Annotated in this window: 19 protein-coding genes and 1 tRNA gene; 15 read left to right on the top strand and 5 right to left on the bottom strand. The window is 43.7% G+C overall.

The features are described from left to right. Nucleotides 1-78: 78 nt before the first annotated feature. Nucleotides 79-2,142, top strand: a complete 2,064-nt coding sequence (locus tag JUI58_RS14550; protein WP_204104517.1) for an ABC transporter ATP-binding protein — start codon at nt 79-81, stop codon at nt 2,140-2,142. Here the strand turns inward: JUI58_RS14550 and JUI58_RS14545 are convergent, their stop codons facing one another. Both JUI58_RS14545 and JUI58_RS14540 read right to left on the bottom strand, forming a co-directional pair. Continuing rightward, the gene (locus tag JUI58_RS14545) at nt 2,143-2,964 is read right to left on the bottom strand and encodes a hypothetical protein (RefSeq protein WP_204104516.1); all 822 of its coding nucleotides are present in this window, start codon (nt 2,962-2,964) and stop codon (nt 2,143-2,145) included. It lies immediately after the preceding gene. 81 nt (nt 2,965-3,045) lie between these two features. Beyond that, entirely contained in the window at nt 3,046-3,786 is a 741-nt protein-coding gene (locus JUI58_RS14540) for a response regulator transcription factor (protein ID WP_204104515.1), read from the bottom strand. A 213-nt stretch (nt 3,787-3,999) separates the two neighbouring features. Here JUI58_RS14540 and JUI58_RS14535 point away from each other — a divergent pair, with 213 nt between their 5' ends. From JUI58_RS14535 to JUI58_RS14495, 9 genes are all read left to right on the top strand, one after another. Then, nucleotides 4,000-5,064: an alpha/beta fold hydrolase gene (locus JUI58_RS14535; protein WP_239121481.1), complete on the top strand. Its 1,065-nt coding sequence runs from the start codon at nt 4,000-4,002 to the stop codon at nt 5,062-5,064. A 218-nt stretch (nt 5,065-5,282) separates the two neighbouring features. Then, the gene (locus JUI58_RS14530; protein WP_204104514.1) at nt 5,283-7,568 is read left to right on the top strand and encodes a putative PEP-binding protein; all 2,286 of its coding nucleotides are present in this window, start codon (nt 5,283-5,285) and stop codon (nt 7,566-7,568) included. Nucleotides 7,569-7,739: 171 nt separating this feature from the next. After that, nucleotides 7,740-8,954 (top strand): hypothetical protein, encoded by a 1,215-nt coding sequence (locus JUI58_RS14525; RefSeq protein WP_204104513.1) that lies wholly within the window; start codon nt 7,740-7,742, stop codon nt 8,952-8,954. Nucleotides 8,955-9,005: 51 nt separating this feature from the next. Continuing rightward, the gene (locus tag JUI58_RS14520; RefSeq protein ID WP_204104512.1) at nt 9,006-10,517 is read left to right on the top strand and encodes a UbiD family decarboxylase; all 1,512 of its coding nucleotides are present in this window, start codon (nt 9,006-9,008) and stop codon (nt 10,515-10,517) included. Nucleotides 10,518-10,584: 67 nt separating this feature from the next. Next, nucleotides 10,585-10,657, top strand: a tRNA-His gene (locus JUI58_RS14515). A gap of 253 nt (nt 10,658-10,910) precedes the next feature. Next, nucleotides 10,911-12,248, top strand: a complete 1,338-nt coding sequence (locus tag JUI58_RS14510; RefSeq protein WP_204104511.1) for an ATP-binding protein — start codon at nt 10,911-10,913, stop codon at nt 12,246-12,248. A gap of 21 nt (nt 12,249-12,269) precedes the next feature. Beyond that, nucleotides 12,270-12,893: a hypothetical protein gene (locus JUI58_RS14505; RefSeq protein ID WP_204104510.1), complete on the top strand. Its 624-nt coding sequence runs from the start codon at nt 12,270-12,272 to the stop codon at nt 12,891-12,893. A gap of 130 nt (nt 12,894-13,023) precedes the next feature. Continuing rightward, nucleotides 13,024-14,358, top strand: a complete 1,335-nt coding sequence (locus JUI58_RS14500; protein ID WP_204104509.1) for a CapA family protein — start codon at nt 13,024-13,026, stop codon at nt 14,356-14,358. A gap of 87 nt (nt 14,359-14,445) precedes the next feature. Continuing rightward, the gene (locus tag JUI58_RS14495) at nt 14,446-15,357 is read left to right on the top strand and encodes a HEAT repeat domain-containing protein (protein WP_204104508.1); all 912 of its coding nucleotides are present in this window, start codon (nt 14,446-14,448) and stop codon (nt 15,355-15,357) included. A gap of 22 nt (nt 15,358-15,379) precedes the next feature. Here JUI58_RS14495 and JUI58_RS14490 read toward each other — a convergent pair whose 3' ends face one another. After that, on the bottom strand, nt 15,380-15,709 hold the full coding sequence (locus JUI58_RS14490) for an antibiotic biosynthesis monooxygenase (protein ID WP_204104507.1): 330 nt from the start codon (nt 15,707-15,709) through the stop codon (nt 15,380-15,382). 181 nt (nt 15,710-15,890) lie between these two features. On the opposite strand from JUI58_RS14490, the gene JUI58_RS14485 reads away from it, so the two are divergent. Further along, entirely contained in the window at nt 15,891-16,733 is an 843-nt protein-coding gene (locus tag JUI58_RS14485; protein ID WP_204104506.1) for a pentapeptide repeat-containing protein, read from the top strand. A 16-nt stretch (nt 16,734-16,749) separates the two neighbouring features. Here the strand turns inward: JUI58_RS14485 and JUI58_RS14480 are convergent, their stop codons facing one another. After that, nucleotides 16,750-17,361: a hypothetical protein gene (locus tag JUI58_RS14480; protein WP_204104505.1), complete on the bottom strand. Its 612-nt coding sequence runs from the start codon at nt 17,359-17,361 to the stop codon at nt 16,750-16,752. 159 nt (nt 17,362-17,520) lie between these two features. Between JUI58_RS14480 and JUI58_RS14475 the strand changes: the two genes are divergently transcribed. From JUI58_RS14475 to JUI58_RS14460, 4 genes are all read left to right on the top strand, one after another. After that, entirely contained in the window at nt 17,521-19,563 is a 2,043-nt protein-coding gene (locus tag JUI58_RS14475) for an amylo-alpha-1,6-glucosidase (protein ID WP_204104504.1), read from the top strand. A gap of 158 nt (nt 19,564-19,721) precedes the next feature. Further along, nucleotides 19,722-20,138 carry a GPW/gp25 family protein gene (locus JUI58_RS14470; protein WP_204104503.1) on the top strand — a complete coding sequence of 139 codons (417 nt, stop codon included), beginning with the start codon at nt 19,722-19,724 and terminating at the stop codon, nt 20,136-20,138. 75 nt (nt 20,139-20,213) lie between these two features. Next, complete coding sequence (locus tag JUI58_RS14465) at nt 20,214-22,424, top strand: putative baseplate assembly protein (RefSeq protein WP_204104502.1); 2,211 nt, start codon at nt 20,214-20,216, stop codon at nt 22,422-22,424. Nucleotides 22,425-22,504: 80 nt separating this feature from the next. After that, nucleotides 22,505-23,587, top strand: coding sequence for a phage tail protein (locus tag JUI58_RS14460; RefSeq protein ID WP_204104501.1), 1,083 nt, complete (start codon nt 22,505-22,507; stop codon nt 23,585-23,587). 164 nt (nt 23,588-23,751) lie between these two features. Here the strand turns inward: JUI58_RS14460 and JUI58_RS14455 are convergent. Beyond that, the coding region (locus JUI58_RS14455; protein ID WP_204104500.1) for a hypothetical protein at nt 23,752-24,350 on the bottom strand (599 nt) is incomplete at its 5' end.

Here is a 24,350-nt window from a genome sequence, read left to right as displayed (position 1 = left end):
TTCTCCATTACCCATTACCCAAGAGTATTATAGTGTTGATGCGATCGCTGCTATTGTGCCAATCCTATTTTGTAGAATATGACTTCTAATCGATTGTTACTGGCTTATGCCTTGAAACGTCCTTTATTAATGTGTTTAACGATTATTTTGGGATTTTCTAGTGCGCTTTTTAATGGAGTGAGTACAGCTTTGATCGTTCCCCTTTTATTAGGATTTTTGGGACAAGATACAGGAATGATCACACAGGGTCCCTCTCTCCTCCGCAAAAGTATGGCTTTTTTCGATCAGTTTCCAGGAGATTTTAAATTTGTTGCCATGATTGGGGCAATTTTACTGGCAATTGTTTTGAAAAATTTAGCTAATTATCTCACGGTCATTGCGGGTAATTATTTTTTGCGCTCCCTCTCCATTGAAATGCGCCTATCGGGAATTAAATTATTATTAGATGTTGATTTGGATTATTATAGTAAAACCAAACTCGGCGATCTTATCAATATAGTTAATCAAGAGATGGGGCGAACGACTCAAGCTATTAAAATTGCAATCTCAATCTTGACTAATGCGATTACAATTTTGGTTTTTTCTTGGATTCTTTTAACATTATCTTGGCAACTTACTTTCATTTCTACTATTTTATTAATTGGCGTTACTTTCAGCAATCAATACTTAATCAATCGTGCCAGGGGCTATGGTCAGATTCTTTCTGACAAATCCGGTCAGTACACAAAAAGGCTGATGGAGATTTTAGCGGGGATTCGTTTGATTAAAACCGCAAGCACAGAAGAGGAAGAATATCAACAACTAGAAGGTTTTATTAAAGAACGGGAACAAGCAGATTTAAGTTCTCAAGCTAACTTTGCGGTCGTTGCTCCTTTCAATGAGTGTTTGGGAATTTTAACGATTTTGGCGATCGTTGTTTTTGGTCGCTATTTCTTAACGCAACAACTTGAATCGGTTTCAACTATTTTATTGATTTATTTGGTGACATTATTTCGTTTGATTCCTTTTGTCGGTCAATTAAACAATAATCGCAGCCAATTTTCTAATATGGCTCCCAGTGCAGAAATTGTCGCTCATTTTTTACAGAGAGATGATAAACCCTTGATGGAAAAAGGCGATCGCCATTACAAAATGCTACAAGAAGGTATTCGTTTTGCAGGGGTTGATTTTGCTTATCCTGGACAGTCAGAGTTGGTTTTAAAAGATATTAATTTGTGGATTCCCAAAGGAAAAACAGTGGCGTTGGTGGGGTCTTCTGGAGCCGGAAAATCAACATTAGTAGATCTGATACCAAGATATTATGATCCAGTTGCTGGAAAAATTACTTTAGATGGTGTCGATCTGAAAGAGTTTGCACTTTTCGATTTGAGAAGAGCATTAGGAGTAGTGAGTCAAGACACTTTTCTGTTTCATAATACCATTCGTTATAACATTGCTTACGGACGAGAAAATGCAACAGAAGAGGAGATTATTAACGCAGCAAAACAAGCTAATGCCTATGAGTTTATTATGGAAATGCCCCAACAATTCGCGACCAATATTGGCGATCGCGGGGTCATGCTTTCGGGGGGTCAACGACAGAGAATTGCCATTGCCCGAGGATTGTTAAGAAACCCAGATATTTTAATTCTTGATGAAGCAACCAGTGCATTAGATACCATATCCGAGCGATTAGTTCAAGAGGCCATTAATGAATTGTGCCGCGATCGCACGAGTATTGTTATTGCTCATCGTCTTTCTACGATTCGACAGGCTTATCAAATTGTGGTCATGGAACGTGGGAGAATTGTTGAAGTGGGCAATCACGAAGAATTGCTCAAATTAGATGGTCAATATGCTAAACTCCACAATCTCCAATTTGGGAAAAAGAAAAAGACCAGAGAAGTGATTCTACCCACGAATGAAGCACTTATTCGCGCTTCTATTCGCGCTTCTCATACACTGCGATCGCGTCTTTCCTATCAAGTTCGCAGCCAACTCAATGCCATGTTAGGCTCTTTGCAATTAGTGACAGATGATCTTGCTGACACTCCCGAGGAACAGCAGGAGCTAATTGAAGAATCCTATCAATCTGCCTTGGGACTACTGAAAATACTATCGTTTTTTGATGACAAACAAGGGGTTAATCTTGCCAATAAATAATCAAAGAACTTTAGTACCTTCGATCTCACCAAAAATTTTCTCTGATAATTCTTGAATTTCTTGGTCTTGAAAGATTTTGCGATAAACAGGATTATCGACAAATGCTTGAAATCTTCTGAGAACGTTCATTTGTTTGGCATTACCATCTAAACTTTGTTTATCAAAAGAACTACCACCGCCGTGATGTGTAATTATATCTAAACCTCGATCGGTAAACTCTAGATTGAGAGCATGAGCAAGTTGACGACGATACTCCTGACTAGCGAACCAAGTATTAAAATTAATTGTTACTGTCTGATTCTGAAGATAAGAGGTTTGACCGATAAATTCTCTTGCATAGACTTTCCACATTTCAGTAATTTCTGCGGTCACATCCCAACCTGCTTTTAACCAGCTTGCGAAGGTATTATAAGGATCTCGCAAAATCAACACAGAACAAACCTCCTGACTTTTACCAACATCTACTAAAAGTTGACTTCGATGGCGATCGATTTTATCTAACGCATAATTCTCGTAAGAACAAATCAATAACTGTTTGGAAACAAGGGCCCCCGCGAGATCTCGATGTCCCGGCCAGTAATCAAAATTGCGATAGGATATTCCCCAGTTTTGCTCCCAAGGGTTTTGGTCTGGAAAAACCCCATTAATAAAACAAGTTTTTAAGGGTTGTTGTGAAATTATCCAATTAATTAACGCATGATTTCCCGAACGTTGGATGCCACAGACCTGAAATAACTTTTCGTTGATGGGGTATCCCAATCTCACTCTAACTTTTCTCAGTATAGAACCGATGTTTGATTTTGTTTCTCTCATTATTGCCATATTCTCAATCTCCTATTTAAAATCCCCATCTCGATAATGGGGATACTGACTCAATATATTAACAACTTTATCTGTTCAAATCTAAGCCGTTGCCGAATTTTCCGCCATCTCTTCTCGTTCGATTCCAGGTAACTCTAAACAATAACCCGCCCCATAGACAGTTTTAATGTACTTGGGATGACGAGGATCGGGTTCTAATTTCGTTCTCAAATGGCGAATGTGGACGCGAATGGTTTCGATATCATCATCGGGATCGTAGCCCCAAACTTCCTTGAGAATTTCGCTGGGGGAGACGGTTTGACCGTGACGTTGCAATAAACAATGCAGTAGTTCAAATTCTAAATGCGTTAATTTTACGGTTTTATCAAACCAGTTCGCTTCAAAGCGTTCGGGAATTAGAGTCAGGGGACCGTAACTGAGAATTTCTGAATGTTTTGCCGCTTGGGGCATACGATCGGTGCGCCGCAGAAGAGCGCGAACTCTAGCTAACATTTCTTCGAGTTCAAAGGGTTTGGTCATATAGTCATCAGCACCGGCATTAAATCCTCCTACTTTGTCGGCAGTTTGATCCAGTGCCGTAAGCATGAGAACGGGAATGTCTGCTGTGCGATCGTCCCGTCGCAGTCGTTGGCATACTGTAAAGCCATCTACTTTAGGTAACATTAAATCCAGCATAATCAAGTCTGGCTGTAGTTGTACTGCCAATGCTTGACCTTTTATGCCATCACTAGCCAGATTCACATCGTATCCAGCCATCTCTAAGTTGATGGAAACCAATTCCGAAATTGCGGGATCGTCGTCAATGACCAGTATTCGAGGCATAGCTAGAGAACTAAGGTATAGGTTAGTTTTACGATCTGTTGCGGTTTAATAAGAACTGCAAGCAGAAAGTAAAGTTTTCTGTATTGATTATAAGTATAAGAGGTCATTTCCGATAACCTTTTATGCCGATCGCCGTTTTTTTCCTTCATTTCAGAAATTTAGCAAAGTTATTTTCTGATTTCTCAACTCAAGACTGTTGGAGAGTACCCGACCATGAAATTGATGACCCCCTACCATCCGCCTTGGTATTTAAGAAATAGCTTAGTACAAACCATCTTTGCCAGTTATGTTTATGGGAAGATTTGGCAAAGACAGAAGGAGCGATCGCCTTGGCTTGCCAAATTTCCCCTTATTCCTTGGCAGGAGCATTGTTTTTCGGGTTTTCGCGATGTGCCTTTGTGGGGGTTGTGGAGTTGTCCCCCAGGTGCAAAAGGAACGATGATTATTACTTATGGCATTACGGGAGACTTAGAGACGGCTTGGTATGCTCGTACACTGGCTCGTAAGGCTTATGCTCGGGGTTGGGCGGTTTTAGTTTACGATTGGCGATCGCATGGTAAAAGTGGGGAATTATCCCCAGTTCCTTCTTCTGATGGTTGGCACGAAGGCTTTGATTTGGTAAAACTAGCGGAACAGTTGGTGCAGTTGGGGTGTCCTCCTCATGTTGCTTTGACGGGCTTTTCTTTAGGGGGACAACTTTCCTTGTGGGGCTTAAAAGCAGCACGAGAGGAAAAGTGTCCTTATATTCAGACAGCCGCCGTTTTATCCCCTAATTTAGAATCCAATCGCTCTTTAACTTATCTTGTGCAAACACCCATTGGCCGAATTATTGAAGGAATTTTAGCGAGGGAATTGTACCAAGCGGCAAAACTGCGGGGCGATCGCTTTCCAGAAAGCACTAAATCTGAGGCGATCGAGCGGGTTGATTCCATTCGCGCCTTCGATCGCGAAATGGTGATTGATTATTATGGTTTTGCAACGGTTGAAGATTATTATTATCAAACGAGCGGTCTTTATCTCTTAGACAAAATCGATCTCCCTTATTTGCTTGTTTATGATGGAGAAGATCCCCTTTTCGATCCCACCTTAGTTCCAGAAATTCAACAACGCACGAACCAAAATCCCCAAGCTCATCTCCTCTTAGCCCCACAAGGTGGTCATGTTTCCCATCTTTCCACCCAGACAAAACAAGAAGATCAATTTTGGGGTTTAAATCGACTCCTTGAATTTTGCGAAGAATTTCGAGATTTGGGAAAATGTGAAGACAAAGAAATATAAATTTATCTCCTTCTCCCAACTATCAACTATCAACTATCAACTATCAACTATCATACCTATCAACTATTCTCCCCGCTATCAACTATCAACTATCAACTATCATACCTATCAACTATCAACTATCATACCTATCAACTATCAACTATCATACCTATCAACTATCAACTATCAACTATCAACTATCAACTATCATACCTATCAACTGTCAACTGTTTCCGATGCCCGATCTTTTATGGCTCGATCGCATTCAGCCCTCCCAACGCCCTCTGGTGGGAGAAAAAGCCTTTGTTTTAAGCCAATTATTGCAGCAAGGGTATCCGATCCCGCCAGGATTTGCGATCGCGACGACAGTATGGCAGCAATTTTTAACTATTCCGGGAGAGTCCAAACCCATCTTGACGGATCTTTCGGGTTCTTCTCTCCATATTGATATCAAGGATTATCGCGCCCTACAACAACTTGCTCGTAATATTTGTCAGGATATTACAACAGTTTCTCTGCCCTCTCAATGGCTCGATGAATTTCTAGTAGCGGCAGATAAATTGTTAGCACCAGCTTTAATTTTGCGTCCTTCTCTGGCAATTTTTGATACTGCCCCTTATCCCATTCGAGGCATTTGGCGATCGCAAACCTGTTGGTGCGAACCCCAATCTTTTGAGAATGCCCTCAAACAAGTTTGGAGTGAGCTTTTTCGAGCCAAAAGTTTGTTTTATTGGCAATGTGGGGGTATTGAACTCGATCGCATTCAAATGGCGGTTTTGGTGCAGCCGATCGGGGGGGCGATCGCCTCGGGAAGGGTTGTTGCTAACTCCACTCAATGGCAAATTGAAGCGACACGGGGACTGGGTTACAGTTGGATGCGAGGGGAAGTGGAACTGGAAACCTATGGCGTTAATGCAGTCACAAAAGAGATTGAGGCTCAATCTCTTGGTCGTAAAACACGGGAGTGCTATATCAGAGAGAAACCCACCCTTTCATCAGCGAATTGTTTGGAAAACCGATCGCTTCCAGAAGAAGAGCAAGAAAATTATGTTTTAGACTCAGCCGTACTCTCCCAAATTCTGACTCTCACCCAAAGAATACAATTGGAGAAAACTGAGAATTTTTCTTGGGAATGGGTCTTAAATCGGACAGAAAAAACACCTCAACTCTATCTCGTGCAGTGGAACGAGGAACAGCAGGTTTCTCCCCCTATTTCTTCTACCCTTTCACTTCCCCTTGTGACGGGAGTGAGTGCTTCTCCAGGACGAGCGATCGCCCCAGTGCGGGTGCTGACTTCTCCCGATGATTTGCATCAAGAAATTTCCGTCGGGGAAATCTTAGTGGCAAAAACTCTAGAATTTTATTGGTTTCCTTTGCTTAAACAAGCCGCAGGATTAGTTCTCGAACAAGGAAATCTCACCAGTCACGGTGCTATTTTGGCTCGCGAATTAGGCATTCCGGCATTAGTGGGGGCGATCGATGCAACTCAGTTACTGGAAACGGGAGAATTTGTGATCATAGATGGGACTCAAGGGAAAATTTATCTGGCAGAAGAAGGCAATAGGGAAGAGGTAATAGGCAATAGGGAACAGGTAATAATAGGCAAGGGGGAACAGTTCGAGGAACCTTCTGCGATCGCCACGAGACTGTTAGTTAATCTCAGTCAGCCGAGTTCTTTTCACCGTGCTTCTCGTCTGCCTGTGGATGGGGTAGGATTAGTGCGTTCGGAGTTAATGATGCTGGAATTATTGCAGGCTCATGCTTTAACTTGGTGGTTGCAGCATCCTCGAAAATTAATTGCTGAATTGGTACAACGTCTTGACCAACTCGCCGAAATGTTTGCTCCTCGTCCCATTTTTTACCGCTCGACGGATTGGCGATCGCCGGAATTTCCACCTTTACCAGGGTCTGCCGATCTGGCTCTCAATCCTTTGATGGGAGTGCGAGGAACTCATACCTATCGCCTCAATTCTGCTCTATTTGAGGCGGAATTGGCGGCTTTAAAGCAAGTGCGGGAACAATGGGACAATTGCCATCTCATTTTGCCTTTTGTTCGCAGTCTTGAGGAATTTATCGCGGCTCGAAAACAGGTGGAAGAGGTGGGACTTCTGCAACGGGCTTCTTTTCAACTGTGGATCATGGCAGAAGTGCCTTCTGTTATTTTTATGTTGCCGGAATATGTGCGGGCAGGGGTGCAAGGGATGGCGATCGGAACTAATGATTTAATTCAACTTTTGCTTGGAACCGATCGCGAACATTCCCAGTTAGGACAATTTTACAATGAGTCTCATCCTGCCGTTACTGCCGCCCTGGAGATGTTAATTCGTACCGCACGCAAAGAGGGAATTCCCTGTTCCCTGTGCGGTGCCGCGATCGTGCGCTCTCCCGAACTCATCGAGCGCCTAGTTGAGTGGGGCATTACTTCGATTTCCGTAGAACCCGAGGCTGTCGAGGCAACTTATCTGGCGATCGCTCGGGCAGAGCAACGCTTTTTACGGGCAGAAAAAACCCAGCAAGATTAATTTTGCCGAGGAAATGGTGATTGTTCCCTGTTGCCTATTCCCACTTTTGCATTATCCTTAATGGGGGAATGATCGAGCAATTCCCTATTGCATCTCGAGGCAGTCTCTTTAGATCGCGATCGTCATTATTGCTGTTAAGAAAACGGTAGTTAGCCAAAAGTTATCAAAGTTATGAGTGAAGTCAATAACAATCAACCCAAGCCGAAAGCAGATTCAAGCCCAGAATCTTCTTTTGGTGAAACTTCTGCCAGCGATCGCAGCGAGATGCCATCTACTGATACTGACTCTTCTTTGGGGGAATCCCAAGCTGCACGGGTTTTTGAGCAACTGCCTTCCTCGGAAGAAATTTTCACGAATAATCCCCATACCGTTAATGAAGCAGATTGGTTTACGTTGGCACGAAAATTACGCCAGCGCAATCGCGAATTACTGAAAAAGGTCGCCACCTTAGAACAGGCTTTAACCCAAACCAGGGAAGACTTGGAAACCGAAAAGCGGCGATCGCGTCAAAATTCTTTACCTTCTTCTCAACCCGATCCGGAACTATTTGAGGCACAAGCTCAGATAGAATTATTATTTCAAGAGTTGGAGGCTTCCCACCACGTTGCCCAACGCCAACACTCTCTCATTCAGACTCTCACCTCTCAACTAGAAGTTGCTCAAACCCATATTGTGAGAATGGAACGAGAATGCGCTTTAGTAAGACAGCGTTATGAGGAACAATCTCAGTTATTAGTTCAAGCCTCAGATAATTCCCTACAATTGCGCGATCGCCTCAGTCGCCAACAAGAACATACCCAACAATTTAAAACCGTGTTGGATAAGTATTTGAGTTTACCTCCTGCATCTTCTCAGGGGAAAGGACTAGAAGCATCGGAAGTTCTTCCACAATTTTCCGAAGACCCCCAAGGAGGAGCAATGCCTTTGAGACAGGGTTCAGCAACACAGGGAATGCTCTCTCCTGTTCCTCCCCTTCCCAAGCAAGTTCCTTTTTCTGGTAAACCCAAACCGATTCAACCCTGGTCATTACAATTCCGAAATCAGCAATCAGAGATTGGGGAGCCTCCCAGTTGGGTGACGCGAGCCATGAGTCAACCCTCCCAAGAATTGGAATTCTCACAAACGGCTCAACCTGACCCGAAAGAACTGGTTTCTCCTGCTCCCCAACCCCCTAAATATGCCAATAAACCGCCAACAATGGGTTTGATGAACGTTTCTCTCCCAGATTTTCGCACAGGCAAGGGAAGCGATCGCCAATCGAAAGGGACAATCTCGCGTTTAAGCGCACCGACTCCCCCACCTGCACCGACTCTGCATCCTCGCTCCCAGAAAAAACATCGCTCTTTAGCATCGGTGGATCTGCCCAGTTTTCCAAGACTTCGTTAACAACTGGCGATCGCAGAACCTTGTAAGATAGAAAAAGTCTGGTGGAAAAAAATGGCTAGAGATTTAAGGGGATTCATCGCATTACTAGAAAAACGGGGACAACTTCGCAGAATTAGCGCTCTTGTCGATGCAGATTTGGAAGTTGCCGAAATTTCCAATCGGATGTTACAACTCGGTGGACCAGGGCTTTTGTTTGAAAATGTCAAAGGTTCTGATTTTCCCGTTGCTATTAATTTAATGGGTACCGTCGAGAGAATTTGTTGGTCGATGAATATGGAAAAACCCGAAGAGTTAGAAACTTTGGGAAAAAAATTGGGAATGCTGCAACAACCCAAACCCCCTAAAAAGATCTCTCAAGCGATCGATTTTGGTAAAGTTTTATTTGATGTCCTTAAAGCAAAACCAGGGCGTAATTTTTTCCCCCCTTGTCAACAAATTATCATTGAAAAAGAAGCCCTCGATCTGAACAAAATACCTCTCATTCGTCCCTATCCTGGGGATGCAGGCAAGATTATTACATTAGGGTTAGTTATTACCAAAGATGTCGAAACAGGAACTCCTAATGTCGGCGTTTATCGCTTACAATTGCAATCTCACAATACCATGACCGTGCATTGGTTATCGGTGCGAGGAGGGGCGAGACATTTACGAAAAGCCGCCGAAGCGGGTAAAAAATTAGAAATTGCGATCGCCCTCGGGGTAGACCCTTTAATTATCATGGCCGCGGCGACTCCCATTCCCGTAGACTTATCAGAGTGGCTATTTGCCGGATTATATGGCGGCTCAGGAGTAACTTTAGCGAAATGCAAAACCTTAGATTTAGAAGTTCCCGCCGATTCAGAATTTGTGTTAGAAGGAACAATAACACCTGGGGAAATGTTACCCGATGGACCCTTCGGGGATCACATGGGCTATTATGGCGGCGTGGAGGATTCCCCCTTGATTCGCTTCCACTGCATGACCCATCGTAAAGACCCCATTTATTTAACTACCTTTAGCGGTCGTCCTCCTAAAGAAGAGGCGATGATGGCGATCGCACTCAATCGCATCTATACGCCAATTTTGCGCCAGCAGGTATCGGAAATCACTGACTTTTTCCTACCGATGGAGGCCTTAAGTTACAAAGCGGCGATTATTTCTATTGATAAGGCCTATCCAGGACAGGCAAAACGAGCGGCACTAGCTTTTTGGAGTGCGCTACCTCAGTTCACTTATACGAAATTTGTGATTGTCGTAGATAAAGAGATTAATATTCGCGATCCCAGGCAGGTAGTTTGGGCAATTAGCTCTAAAGTTGACCCCTCCCGCGATGTCTTTATTCTTCCCGAAACTCCTTTTGATACCTTAGATTTTGCCAGCGAGAAAATTGGTTTAGGGGGACGCATGGGTATTGATGCAACCACGAAAATTCCCCCAGAAACCCAACACGAATGGGGAGAAGTCTTGGAAAGCGATCGCGATATTGCAGAGATGGTCGATCGCCGTTGGGTCGAATACGGATTAGATGAGTTAGATTTAACAGAGGTTGACCCCAATCTATTTGGTTACGATATGCGAGGTTAGCATGAAATAAAAAGTAATTGCCTTTTCTAAAAGATCGTGCTATAATACATAAATTGCGAATTTTACGGCGGGTGTAGCCAAGTGGTTAAGGCAGTGGATTGTGATTCCACCATTCGCGGGTTCAATTCCCGTCATCCGCCCTTTACTATCTGTTCTTTAGTAAGAACCTGCATAATACCTTAATTCATCTTTTATTCAAAGGTGAATTTTTAGGTTGAATTTTTAGGTTAAATTTTTAGGTTAAGTCTGGGTTAAGAAAAAGATGTGTTTATTTTAATTTTTTTTGAAGATTATTATTAAGGGAAAACACCCTCGTCAAAAAGCGATGAGGGGGATAAAGTAGAAAGGATAACATCTTTTTCTTTCTCTTTTTTTCTTTCTCTTTTTCTCATCATGTTAACCGCGCAAATGACTCCTAAAGCCTTGTCTCCCTCCTCTACTGTAGAATCGCGACAGCTTGGTTTAGAATCAACCCTTGCAGACCTTGAACTCTATCGGTTTCAGATTGAAGATACAAGTATTGTTGTCGATATTACGCACATTTTCGATCGCAATCCCATCCTCCCAGGCATTATTTTAACCCATCAAGGCAACTTTTATGGCATGATCTCCAGACGGAGACTCCTAGAGCGAATGAGTCGCCCCTACGCCCTAGAACTCTTTTTACAACGTCCTATTAAGTCATTATACGAGTTTATCAAAGTTCCCTGCGAGATTTTTTCTCAGGAAACACTAATTGTAGAAGCAGCACGTAAATCTTTAGAACGTCCTCCCGAACTTCTCTACGAACCCATTGTTGTCAAATTTAACGAACGAGATTATCGTTTATTAGACGTACATCATTTGCTTTTATCTCAAGCAAAAATTCATCATTTAACCAGTCGATTACTCGATGAAAGTTATTATCATCAACAAATACAAACTGAAAAAATGGTGAGTTTAGGGCAGATGGTGGCGGGAGTTGCTCACGAAATCAGAAATCCGGTGAATTCCGTGAATGGAAATATTACTTTTCTCGCCGATTATTACAATAGTTTAGTTGATTTAATCCTAAAATATCAAAGCGAAATTGAGACAAAATCAAACAATATTCAAGAATTTGAAGAAGAAATAGATCTAGAATTTATTCTCGAAGACGCTCCCAAAATTATTCAAAGTATGAAAATAGGCTCAGAGCGTTTAATTCAAATTGTTACCAGCTTGCGAAACTTTTCCCGTATAGACGATCGCGATCGCCAACTCATCGATTTACATGAATGTATTGATGGAACTCTCTTAATTTTAGAAAGTCGCCTCAAACACCATATTAAAGTGGTTCGTAACTATGCTAAATTACCCGATATAGCCTGCTACTCCGGCCAACTGAGTCAAGTATTCATGAATCTAATTGCCAATGCGATCGATGTTCTGATGGAGAAAAAGGAACAAGAAGAAAAGCAAGATTGGCAGCCTCAGATTGAAATTATCACAAAATTTGTTGAAGACTATCGCGCTCAAGGGGGAATCAGTGTTAAAATTATTGATAACGGCTTGGGAATTCCTCTAGAAATTCAGGGAAGAATTTTTGAAAATTTCTTCACCACAAAAGCAGTTGGCAAAGGCACAGGTTTAGGTTTGGCAATAAGTTATAAAATTATTGCCGAAAAACACCGAGGTGAGTTAAAACTCAAGTCGGAAGTCGGAATGGGAACGGAATTTGAAGTTCTCTTGCCTCTCGATAGTCCAGTTTAAGGGTAATAGGAAAAATTCATTATGGCTAGAACAAAATCAATTGTTCATTACGTTGCGGTTAGCGATCTGTCTCAACCTCCAGAAGAACATCAAGGGTTTAGAATTGAAGTAGAAGGTCGAGGTGGAGATACGGAAAAAAATAGAGAGAAAGCCTTAGAAATTGTCAATCAAAAGTGGGAAAATGGGGAAATTGCAGAAGACAAGTTTCCCGATGGCATCACTCGAGATAATATTTTCTATGTCCCTCCTCAATCTGCAAAAGGAAATATGGAAACAACGGATCAAGAATTACTCCCTATCGTACAGGGAGCCCAAGAAATTGTACAGTTAACAAAATTGCAAATTGAAGTCCAAGAAGCAGCAGAAGAAGCCTCTCCTTATACTCCTATTATTGAAGTCATTTTAGATCGAAGTCGTCCCTTAAGTTCCGAAGAGAAAGACTTGGCAAAAGATAAAAAATATGGCAAAATTATCGAGCGAGTTGGTGTTGCGATCGCCAATCAAGAAGAGTTTCGTGAGAATTGTACGGGAAATGGGAAATTAATACTCAACGCGATCGCCTGGAATTTAGAATCTCATCCCCTTCTTTCACTTAAACCAGAAAGTGAGGAGTCCCCATCGAAAAATACCGAAGAAGAAGAATAGGCGATCGCCAATGTAATATCAAGCAAAATTAACACCAATCCAATTAAGGTAAAAAATGAGAGGCCAGAGCGCTTCTCATTTTTGATTTCCAATGTTACCATAGAGAGCAATTTGGTGTGAGGAAAAATCGATGTTGGCCCAAAAATGCGAGAATATTAGCAATCAGGAAAATTCCTTAAAGAGAGGAAAAATGTCCCTGTTTTGGGGGAAGTTCTTAAGAGAGATTACCGGAGAACTAACACCAAGCAGTCGAATTTTTTTGAGGACTCTTTTTTGTACTTTTAGTTTTATTTTGGGTGTCGGTTATAGTGCTGTTCAAGAAGCGAATGAACTGTCGGAAGAATCGACAGTACGACTGATTGCTGATAATATACCCGATTTTCCCAGACCCGATCGCCTGCGAATTAAAGCCGTCGGTGATATTATTCCTGGTACTAACTATCCCTATAATCGTTTACATCCTCGTAAAGAAGAATTATTAGCAGAAGTAGAACCCCTTTTAGATGAAGCGGAAATTGTTTTTGGTAACTTTGAAAGCACCCTCACTAATGCAACAGTATCTGCAAAACAAATGGGCAGTGGTTTAGTGTTTGCCTTTCGCACACCGCCAGATTACAGCAACCTCTTAAAAGAGGCAGGATTTGATGTTTTAAATATCGCCAATAATCATTCTTTAGACTTTGGCGATCGCGGTTTCCAAGATACGGTTGCTAATATCGAAAAAGCAGGAATAAAAGCGATTGGAGAAAAAGATAAAATTGTTTATACTTATCACGAAGGAGCAAAAATTGCTTGGCTTGGTTTTAGCTACTTTCCTCATCAGAATTCCATCTTGAACTTGCCTAAATCCCTCGCTTTGGTACAAAAAGCAGAAGCAAATGCAGATATTGTCATCGTTTCCATTCATGCTGGTGCAGAAGGAACAGCAGCCATGCACGTCAGGGATCGCACGGAATACTTTTACGGTGAAAATCGCGGCAATTTAGTGCAGTTTTCTCGCAGCGCTATTGACGCAGGAGCAGACTTGATTTTAGGTCACGGTCCCCATGTTCCTCGCAGTTTAGAACTCTATCGTCACAAATTAATTGCCTATTCTTTAGGCAATTTTTTAGGCTATAAAACTCTTTCTAATAAAGCAGAATTAGGTTATTCTTTAGTCTTAGAAGTAGAATTGGACGATCGCGGCGACTTTCTCTCGGGTCAAATTCATCCGGTACGATTGCAAAAGAATGGTATTCCCCAACCTAGCGATCGTGGCGAAACCATCCAACTCATACAGCGTCTCACTCAAAGCGATTTTCCTCATACACCTCTGACTATTACCCCAGAAGGGCAAATTCTCAGAAATGAGACTGTATTAGCCAAGGAATTAGCCGAGGAATTAGCCAAGGAAAGTCAAGATCATATCAATACCTCTCTGGTAGAATTTTTTCTGCCGACAGGAATTGCAGCCCCAGAGAATTGAGCCTATGGCAAAAATGCCTACAAAATAAATTTGAGAATAACTTAAGATAAAATTTGGTTATCTTGACCTAATCTTGGGGAAATTTTTATGGATATAGTTATTGGCTTGCTCATGGGTTTTAGCATTTCCGCCGTAGTTGGTACGGGAATACAGCGCACTGCTCTAGAAAAACAAAGTCAGGGTGAAGAGATTCGCTTGGAAAAACTGCGCCAAGAACTTAATAGCGTCCACGAACTAGAATTACAACAGACCATCCAATCCTTAAAAACAGACTATTTACAGCAATCTGAAGCCAAAGAAATTGATTTAAAGCAGAACTATCAAAGCCAATTAGCTAAGGCGATCGCCGCCCAAAAACAGGAAGCAGAACAAGCGATCGCCGCCCAAAAACAGGAAGCAGAACAAGCGATCGCCGCCCAAAAACAAGAAGCAGAACAGGTGATCGCCGCCCAGAAACAGGAAACTCAACGAAAAATTGAGCAACTCGAGGATCAACACTCTCGAGAACTAGAAACCTTAAAAGCAAAAATCCTAGCGGCATTAGAACTGCAACCAGGGGACACAAACCCTATCCCCCAAGCGATCGCCTCCAAAATCGAGCCTCTGGATGGGGAAATTTCCCATTATCAAACCGCCGATCTACCTCAACTCCTTAACTCTACCTATAATCCCGATCCCATTATTCGCCAGCAAGCAGTCCTGGCGATCGGCAATATTGCCGCAGACAAAAAAGTGAGGATAGAGATCGAGCAAGCCATTCCTATTTTAGGTAAACTCTCACAAGATACCGAGCCTTCCGTGCGTTTAGCCGCCGTAACAGCCCTAGCAAAAGTTAATTCCCAAGAGGTTGTCACCTATTTGCGACGCACCCTCAATGATGCCGACAGTAATGTAATGCAAGCCGCCAGTGAAGCGATCGCCAAATTTAAACGTTATACACCCAAAGTCGCAAAACCCGCGCCAGCAAATGCCGCCGCCAAATCTAAACTCGAGGCTTAAAGGCAAGGCGATCGCCTTTTGATTAAGTTTCCCCGCTAATTTCACTACTCACTTGATAAAAAGCAGTAGTAGGTGGGGAAATAAATAAATGAGCCATATCCTTTAAGATTTTTTCGTGAGTTTCATTTCGATTAGAATCCATATCTTCAATATTGTCCCAAAGAATCAACGCAATTCCTTTATCTGTATCAGGTTCTTCCCGCAATAAGTAAGCTCCTTTAAAACCATGAGTATAAGTCGAGACAGCATTAGCGAATAATCTTTCCGCTTCGGCAAACTTTCCCGGTTTAAATTCCCCAATTGCCACATAAGCATAGTTATGCTTGAGAAAATCCATGAATTCTGCTGACATAAGAACCTCCGCGATCGGTTTACTGTTATTAGTAAAGCGCAAACCACGACATCAAAAGCATCTTTTCAGAAAATCTTCCTTTTTTACTTACTTTTTTTACTTCTCCTCTTTACTCCTTCTCTTCAGTTATAATTCTCTCAAGATTTGCTACAATTTAACGAATAACGAGATGTAAAACTGGATGAATCGACAAGAAATTCTCAAACAATATGCGGCAGGAGAACGAAGTTTTTGCGACCTCGAATTAGCCGAAATCGATTTAAGTTCAGCAATTTTAAAGGGAGTCGATTTCACCGGAGCAATTTTAGCCAAGGCTAATTTAAAAAACTCAGACTTAAGCAACTCTAATTTTAGTAGTGTCAATCTGGAAGATGCCGATCTTGAATTGACAAACTTTTCCCGAAGTGATTTGAGTATGGCGGAATTAGTACAAGCCAATCTCAGTAATGCCATCTTTAATTTAGCCTTTTTCACCGGTGCGGATTTGATGGAGAGTTATTGTTTAAATTCTCAATTTGTGGGAGCAGAATTGGTTGGCGTTAATTTTGCCTCTGCAACTTTGATTGGTGCCAGTTTGATGGGAGCAAACTTAATGGGGGCTGATTTGAGCGACGCAAATTTTAGTCGGACTTATCTTTATTCTGCTAATTTAAGTGAAACAAATATTGACGGGATTAAATTACAAGGAGCGCTCTACAACACTCAAACTCAATTTCCTGAAGGTTTAGAGCCGATCGCGGCTGGAGCCTATCTTATTGCTCCTCATGTTAACCTTTCTAGAAAAAATTTAAGCGGGCTTGACCTACCCAGTGCAAATTTAAGCGGTGCAGATTTAACCCATGCGGATTTAAGGCGATCGAAGTTGATTTTAGCAAATTTAAGCGGTGCAAATTTAAGCGGTGCCGATTTAAGCGGCGCAGATTTAAGCGGCGCAGATTTAAGCGGTGCTAACATTAAAAACGCCAATCTCGACGGGACAAAACTCAATGGCGCAATTCTTCCTGATGAGACGGTAAGTTGTTAGATTAGATGAGTTGTACTTATAACTCAAAACAAATTGATGTCGTGCCATGATTGCTGAAATCCGGTGCAATGCGCTTAATTTGAGCCAAAGTTTTTTCATTCACCCAGAATATGATCGGTAAAGGTAAAGATTTATTAAACTCATCGCGCACCAAGTTAACCTCCTCGAGTAAAGTCTTGATATCGACGGTAGACTCCAAACCGATCACGGCTAGGGCATCGGGATAGTGCGATCGCATCACTCCATCTAGAGTATCCAACAGATGAACCACAGAAGGATGAAGGGTAACTTCCTGTAAAGTGATCTCAGTGCAGTCCACAATTTGATTGAGAATTTGTTGGCGCAGTCGGGAACTCTCGCACCGTGCGAAAATCAAGGAATATTCTCCTTGAGATAAGGCGATCGCCCTTTTTAAACTCGATAAACCCTGTTGATTCTGTACGGACAAGTAGGATTGCCGAGAATTCAAGGGTTTGTGGTAAGTTTTATGTTGATTAATTAAAGATTGAATCATTTTCCAAGTTACTGTTTTATGGTAAATTTTAGGATTTAATTCTATTGTGAATGGGAATTGAGAAATTGCCCAACTAATTTCTCCTACAATTTCAGGACGTGGTTTTTCACTCAAAAATATCGATTGATAAGTTGACTTTTAAGAAATTAACACTTTGAGAACTTAACATTCTAGAGGAAATCTCAGTTAATCACATCCAAGTTTGCAAAAAATTGTAAAAAATGACGACATTTGCCATTGGCTCTCACTTTTTAGAACAAAGGAACTCAAAAAATGGGCATCGAATTCGGACGAGATATCTGCGGGCATCTTCCTACATCGGAAGCACGAGAATGGTTAGTGACGAATGGGAATGGAGGCTATGGAGCGGGAACGGTATCTGGAGTGTTAACCAGGCGCTATCATGGATTATTAATTGCCGCCCTCAACCCCCCATTAGGACGGACGTTACTGTTAACAAAACTTGACGAACTCGTTCAATATCGCGGTCAAATTTATCCCCTTTATACCGATCGCTGGGCAGATGGTTCCGTTGCCCCCCAAGGCTATCGGGAAATCGAAAGTTTTCATCTGGATGGTTCTATTCCCGTCTGGAAATTTGCGATCGCCGATGCAATCCTAGAAAAACGGCTTTGGATGCAGCCAGGAGAAAATACAACTTATATTCGCTATACTCTACACCGCGCCCGTTCTCCTCTTTCTCTTTCTCTTAAAGCTCTAGTTAACTATCGCGATTTTCACGGCGAAACTTATAGTGGAGATTGGCAGATGAAAACCGATATCATTGATGGGGGCATTAGGATAACGGCTTTTGCCGGAGCAACTCCCTTTTATTTATTTGCCGAACGGGAAGGAAATAACGTCCTCCCCAAACCACAATGGGAACGCACCCATACTTGGTATAAAGACTATAATTTGACAGTCGAGAAGTATCGCGGACTGTCCGATCGCGAAGATAATCTTTATATAGCTAACTTGGAAGTAACGCTACAACCAGGAAATTCTCTCACCACGATCGCCAGTACGATGCAGTTTCCCACTCTCCAGGGAGAGGAATCTCTACAAGAATACAGAAAGCGCGATCGCGCCTTACTTGATCGCTGGTACAAAACCCCCTATCTTTTTGCTAACGAGGAGCAAAAAAATACAGTTCCCGACTGGATCAAACAATTAGTCTTAGCCAGCGATCGCTTTATTGTCGATCGTACCCTTCCCGATGAACCCGAAGGCAAAACGATTATCGCCGGCTATCCTTGGTTTGGGGACTGGGGACGAGATACCATGATTAGCCTGCCAGGTTTGACCCTTTGCACCGGTCGCCCAGAAATTGCCAAAATTATCCTGCAAACCTTTGCTCAATATTTAGATCGGGGAATGCTGCCCAATTTATTCCCCGACGGTACAAACAGCCCAGAATATAATACCGTAGATGCGATTCTCTGGTACTTTGAAGCCATTCGCGCCTATTACGCGGCCACTCAAGATATTCACTTCATCCGCGAGTTATTTCCGGCACTAGAAGAGGCGATCGAGTGGCACGTTCGCGGCACCCGCTATAACATTAAGGTCGATAGCAAAGACGGGTTGCTTTATGCCGGAGAAACAGGATTGCAACTGACCTGGATGGATGCAAAAGTCGATGATTGGGTCGTTACACCCCGCATCGGCAAACCGATTGAAATTAATGCCTTATGGTACAGTGCTTTAGTGTTGATGGCACATTTAGCGAAAGAGTTAGGCAAACCTTCAGAAAGATACGAGGCCATGGCACAGAAGGCGATCGCGGGATTCAGTCGCTTCTGGAATTATGGCATGGGGTATTGTTATGATGTCATCGATGGTCCCGAAGGCAACGATCCATCCTTGCGTCCCAATCAAATTTTTGCGGTTTCCCTACCAGCAGGACTGGCAGAAATTGGCGGCTCTTCTTTACTATTGCCTCGAGAAGAGAAAAGTGTTATCGATGCCGTTGCTCAATCTTTGCTCACTTCTCACGGACTGCGATCGCTGTCCCCAGACGATCCCAATTACGCGGGAGTTTATGGGGGCGATCGCTATCAACGGGACAGCCACTATCACCAAGGCACAGTTTGGGGTTGGTTAATTGGTCATTTTGTTCAAGGACACCTGCACGTTTACAACAATCCCACTTTGGCACGGGAATTCTTATCTCCCATGGAACATCATCTCCAAGCCTCTTGTGTGGGAAATCTCAGCGAAATCTTTGATGGAGATGCCCCCATGACTCCGCGAGGCACTTTTGCTCAAGCCTGGACCGTGGCCGAAGTATTGCGAGCTTGGTTATTAACTCGGTAGACTCAGAGTGCCGATGTTAGGGACTAGCCGTTTTTAAACCTCTCCTTACAAAAGGAGAGAGAGTTTTTGGCGATCGCCAAAAACTCTACTTTCGTAGAATTGTCATCTCGTATCAACCTCCGCTACAGTAGCAGCAAAACTCAGATCTTCTTGACACAATGGCAGAAGTAGAACAAGACACAAATAAAGACTTTTTGGGAACGAGTCTCTCTTTTCCCTTACGGAGTAACGTACAAGGAAGTTTACAACTCAGTTCTAAGGAACGGAATATTGAAGAATCCATTCGCATTATCCTCGGTACCCGACACGGCGAACGGGTTTATCGTCCTAAATTCGGCTGTCGGCTGTCGGAATTAGTCTTTGCACCGATGAATACCAAAACCCTACTCATGACCCGTCTCTACGTCGAAGAAGCCCTCACCCTCTGGGAACCTCGCATCGATATCAACGAAATTTATACCGAACCCGACCCCGTTCGCGGTTGCATTAATATTATTATTCGTTACAGCACTAAAGAAACTCACAGTTCCGGCAGTCTCGTTTATCCCTTTTATCTCCTTCCAAGTGGACAATGAACAAGAGACAAGAGGAAACAGGCAAGGGATAATAAAAATCATTAATAAACCAATACTCAATAACCAATAACAAAAATGGATTTAAACTTTCTACCAAAACTCCCCAAAGCCAATCTCGACGATCGCGCCTACGAAGACCTGATCCAAGAATGCCTGCTACGAATTCCCCGTTACTGTCCCGAATGGACGAATTATAACGCCAGCGATCCCGGTATTACCCTGGTCGAACTTTTTGCCTGGCTAACCGACCAAATGCTTTATCGGTTCAATCAAGTACCGAGACGCAACTACATTACTTTCCTAGAAATGATGGGGATTCGCTTGAATCCTCCCAAACCCGCCCAAACGAATGTCACCCTTTATTTAAGTGCTTCCTTACCGGAAACCTATACGATCGCGGCGGGAGTAGAAGTGGCCACAGAACGCACCGACACAGAAGAAGCCGTGGTCTTCAGCACCGATCGCCCCCTCGCCATTGGTCTTCCCAGTATCCGCCACTTTCTCAGCGCCCAAACCATCGAAGAACGCCCTAGCATTCTGCGCGATCGCTTTAGCGGCACTTGGTCTTTACGCCCCGATGGAGAATGGGAAGGAGTAGAACTTTCCTTCTTTGACGAACGCCCCCAGGATGGTAATTGTTTTTACCTCGTCTTTGACCCGGATCCCCCCATTGCTGGGAATGTCATCGCCGTCACATTTAAAGGGGAAGCAGCAACCTCCACCGGGATCGATCCCGAACGCCCTCCTCGCCGTTGGGAGGCCTGGAATGGACACCAATGGGAATCCGTCCTTCTACAAGAAAAGGACGATCGCACCCAAGGCTTTAGCTTTAGCGAAATAACCCGCAACGGCGGCAACCCCTTACGGGGTGCCGATGTTATCCTGCACTGTCCCCAAAATTGGCTGGTGGAGACTTTCAGCACCTATCGCGGTCGCTGGTTGCGCTGTATTTGCGACCAAATCGACCACGATCGCCCCAAATACCTACAATCCCCCCGCATCTTTGGCTTAAGCGTTCGTTCCCTCGGCGGTACCGTAGCTGCTACCCAATCTACCCGCATCAGGAATGAAATTTTGGGGGAAAGTGACGGTAGCCCAGGACAAGTCTTACAACTCCAAAGCACTCCCATTCTCCCCCGGGAAGAAGGAGAATACCTCCTGGTCACACCGATAGGAAGTATGCCGCAAAGATGGCAAGAAGTGAACGATTTTTCCGAATCCGGTATCAACGACCTGCACTATACCTTAGATTCCCTCACCGGAGAAATTCAGTTTGGTCCTCTCATTCGCGAACCCAACCAAATGCGCGATCGCACTCAAGCATTAGTAGGAGGACCTCAAGCATTAGCAGGAGGGCGAGATCTGCGCGGGCGAACTAACGATCCCGAAGAGGAAACCCGAGGTAGAGAAAACCAATATGGAGCAATTCCCCCTCGGGGTGCTTCGATCATGATGGTGTCCTACCGAACAGGGGGAGGTTTGCGTGGTAATGTCCAAGCGGGAACAATTCGCATTTTAAAATCTGCGGTTCCTTATGTGGCGCGACTGACCAATTATGATAACGCCCGAGATGGAGCCGATGGCGAATCCCTCGATTCTGCGGTGATGCGGGTGCCGAAAATGCTGCGAACTCGCGATCGCGCTGTTACCGCCGAAGACTTTGAAAACCTCGCCATTCAAGCCGGACGAGGGGCGATCGCCCGATCGCGCTGTTTATCGAGTACCCAAAAAGAATCCGCAGGTATTGTCGAATTAGTTCTCGTCCCCCAACTGGATCTCAAGGCGATCGAACAGGGACAAGGAATTGCCCCCGAGAATTTCTCTCTCTCCCCCACCTTACTCACCCAAGTTTTGGCCTACCTCGACGAACGGCGCTTGCTAGGGGTGGAAATCCACTGTCGCGAACCGGAATATGTGGGAGTCTCCGTGCAAACAGAAATTGCCCTCGAACCAGAATATAACAATCCAGGGGCGCAACAAGACATTCTCCACAAACTGCAAGTTGCCCTCTATCGCTTCCTCAACCCCCTTATCGGTGGTCCCGATGGAGAGGGTTGGCCTTTCGGTCGTCCTGTCTATTCCTCGGATATCATCACCTTATTTCAAGCCATTCGCGGCGTGCGCTATTTAGGAACAATTCAACTTTTTGAATTTCGCTACCAAGACAATAACTGGGCGCGAATCCTACCCCGAGAACCCGCGATCGATCCAGGTCCACTCGGATTAATCTGTTCTTGGTATGACAGTAAAATTCGCTCCAACCATGTCATCAATTTATTGCAATAAGAGACAAGTTCATTCTTCCTTACTCATCGTTTATCCTGCATTATTTCTCAACCCATCATCCCTCAATTCATCCTGCCAAAATGCCTCAAGCCAGTGAAACCCAACCCCTGCAATTGCAACTGACTCCCTTGCAAATCTCGGAAAACGTTTGTCAACCCATTGACACGCCCTGGACTGACTCGGACAAGATTGGCTTCTTTGGCGGCATGAAGACCGTCGAAAACAAAATTTGTGAATTAGTTCTCTACCCTGGGGAACCTTGCGAACTACTCGTACAGTTAGAAAATATCAGTCGCCATGCTTTGGCTTTAAACTTGGAAATTGAAGGGAATTTTCCTAGCAATTGGTATCGGGTTGGGGGTGAAGGTAACGAATTACCCCCAGGGGCAAAAATGGAAGTAGTTCTTTATTTTCAACTCGATCGCCGTTTCTTTGAGGATATTTCCCCCGATAAAATCGGTCAGCCTCTTGTTTTGGACTATCGCGGTCAAATTCAAGTCAGTTATAACGAACTCTCTAATAGTACAGATGCTAATGAGGCTAGGTTAGGGAAAATTTATCAACAATTTGCCCCTTTTCAACTCTTTGTTCGTCCTCGCAGCCTCTATTTGAAATATCTGCCGGATCTTTATCGAGAGGTTGATTTTGTCGGCCGCCTGCTGAAAATTTTTGAGGAGGCCTTTGAGCCAGATTTTAATACAGCTTCAACCCTTTGGGCTTATCTGCATCCTCGCACGGCTCCAGAAGCTATGCTTCCCTTTCTCGCCCATTGGGTCGGCTGGGAAATGACCCCTATCTTGAGTCTGAAAAAACAACGCGACTTAATTGCCAAGGCGATCGAAATTTATCGCTGGCGAGGAACACGGCGGGGTTTACGCTATTATTTGCATCTGTTTACCGATTTGCCCCTAGATGAACACCTCGAGGAGAAAGACAAACATATTAGTATTCTCGAACTCGGAGGACGGGGTTTTGTGGTGGGAGAAGCGGGCATAGGAGAAGATACCATTATGGGCGGCGGACAGCCTTTCCACTTCATCGTTTGTCTGCGCTATCCTGGCGATCGCCCCCTGGACGAGAAACTCGTTCGCAAGGTCATCGAACAGGAAAAACCTGCCTTTTGTACTTATGATTTATATCTTGAGGAAATTAGTCGCTCTTAGGAGCAATATGGGGTAATTTTGCTTAAAACTTCACATCTTTAGGACTTACGCATTAGCCCCCTAAATCCCCCTACAGTTGGGTTTAGTAGGGGTGCAATGCTTGCACCCTGAAATTATGACCTATTATTAGGATTTTGCGGATTATCCATGAACAAGAAGCTAATTTATTCTTCGCCACCTCCCTCACTATCATCGCCAATAGGACGACAAGCGCGATCGCTGCCAGGGGAAGAATCTTCATTTTCTTCTCCCGCTACGATTTCCTCATCTTCCCCCTCTTCAGAAGTCTTGTTTTCCTGTTGAGTCAATTCATCTTCGGGAGTAGACAGACAACCCCGTGCAAAAAGAATGTCTTCTTCTCGGACTTCTAGAGAATCAAACTCTTGTTCTATCTCCGAGAGGAAACTAAAATCAGTGGCGACGGCGGCGGCGACATTATTCGTAATCTTAAAGGTCAAGGTATTCAAACCCGAAGAAGCCGCCAAAATCTGGAAGTCTCCTGTTGCACTCAGCACCTCAAAGAAATTCAGGGCAATACCACTGGCATTGGTGATGATGCTAGTACCATTGGAAAAGGAACCCGTGACATCTCCCAGAGAACTAAAATTAACGGTTGCACCAACAGAAGGGATAATATTAAACGCTTTTTCTACGACTTTGACGCTGACATCAAGGGTAGAAGGAAGGCTGCTGATAGTGATGTTTTGCTGTCCAATCGGAACGATTTCAAAACCTTGGAATTCAAAGGCTCCCATATCTACCG

It is taken from the genome of Spirulina sp. CCY15215 (assembly GCF_016888125.1).
Classification (GTDB): Bacteria; Cyanobacteriota; Cyanobacteriia; order Cyanobacteriales; family Spirulinaceae; genus CCY15215.
The sequence above is the reverse complement of the archived record's forward strand: the minus strand, read 5'-3'. Positions and strand labels throughout refer to the sequence as shown.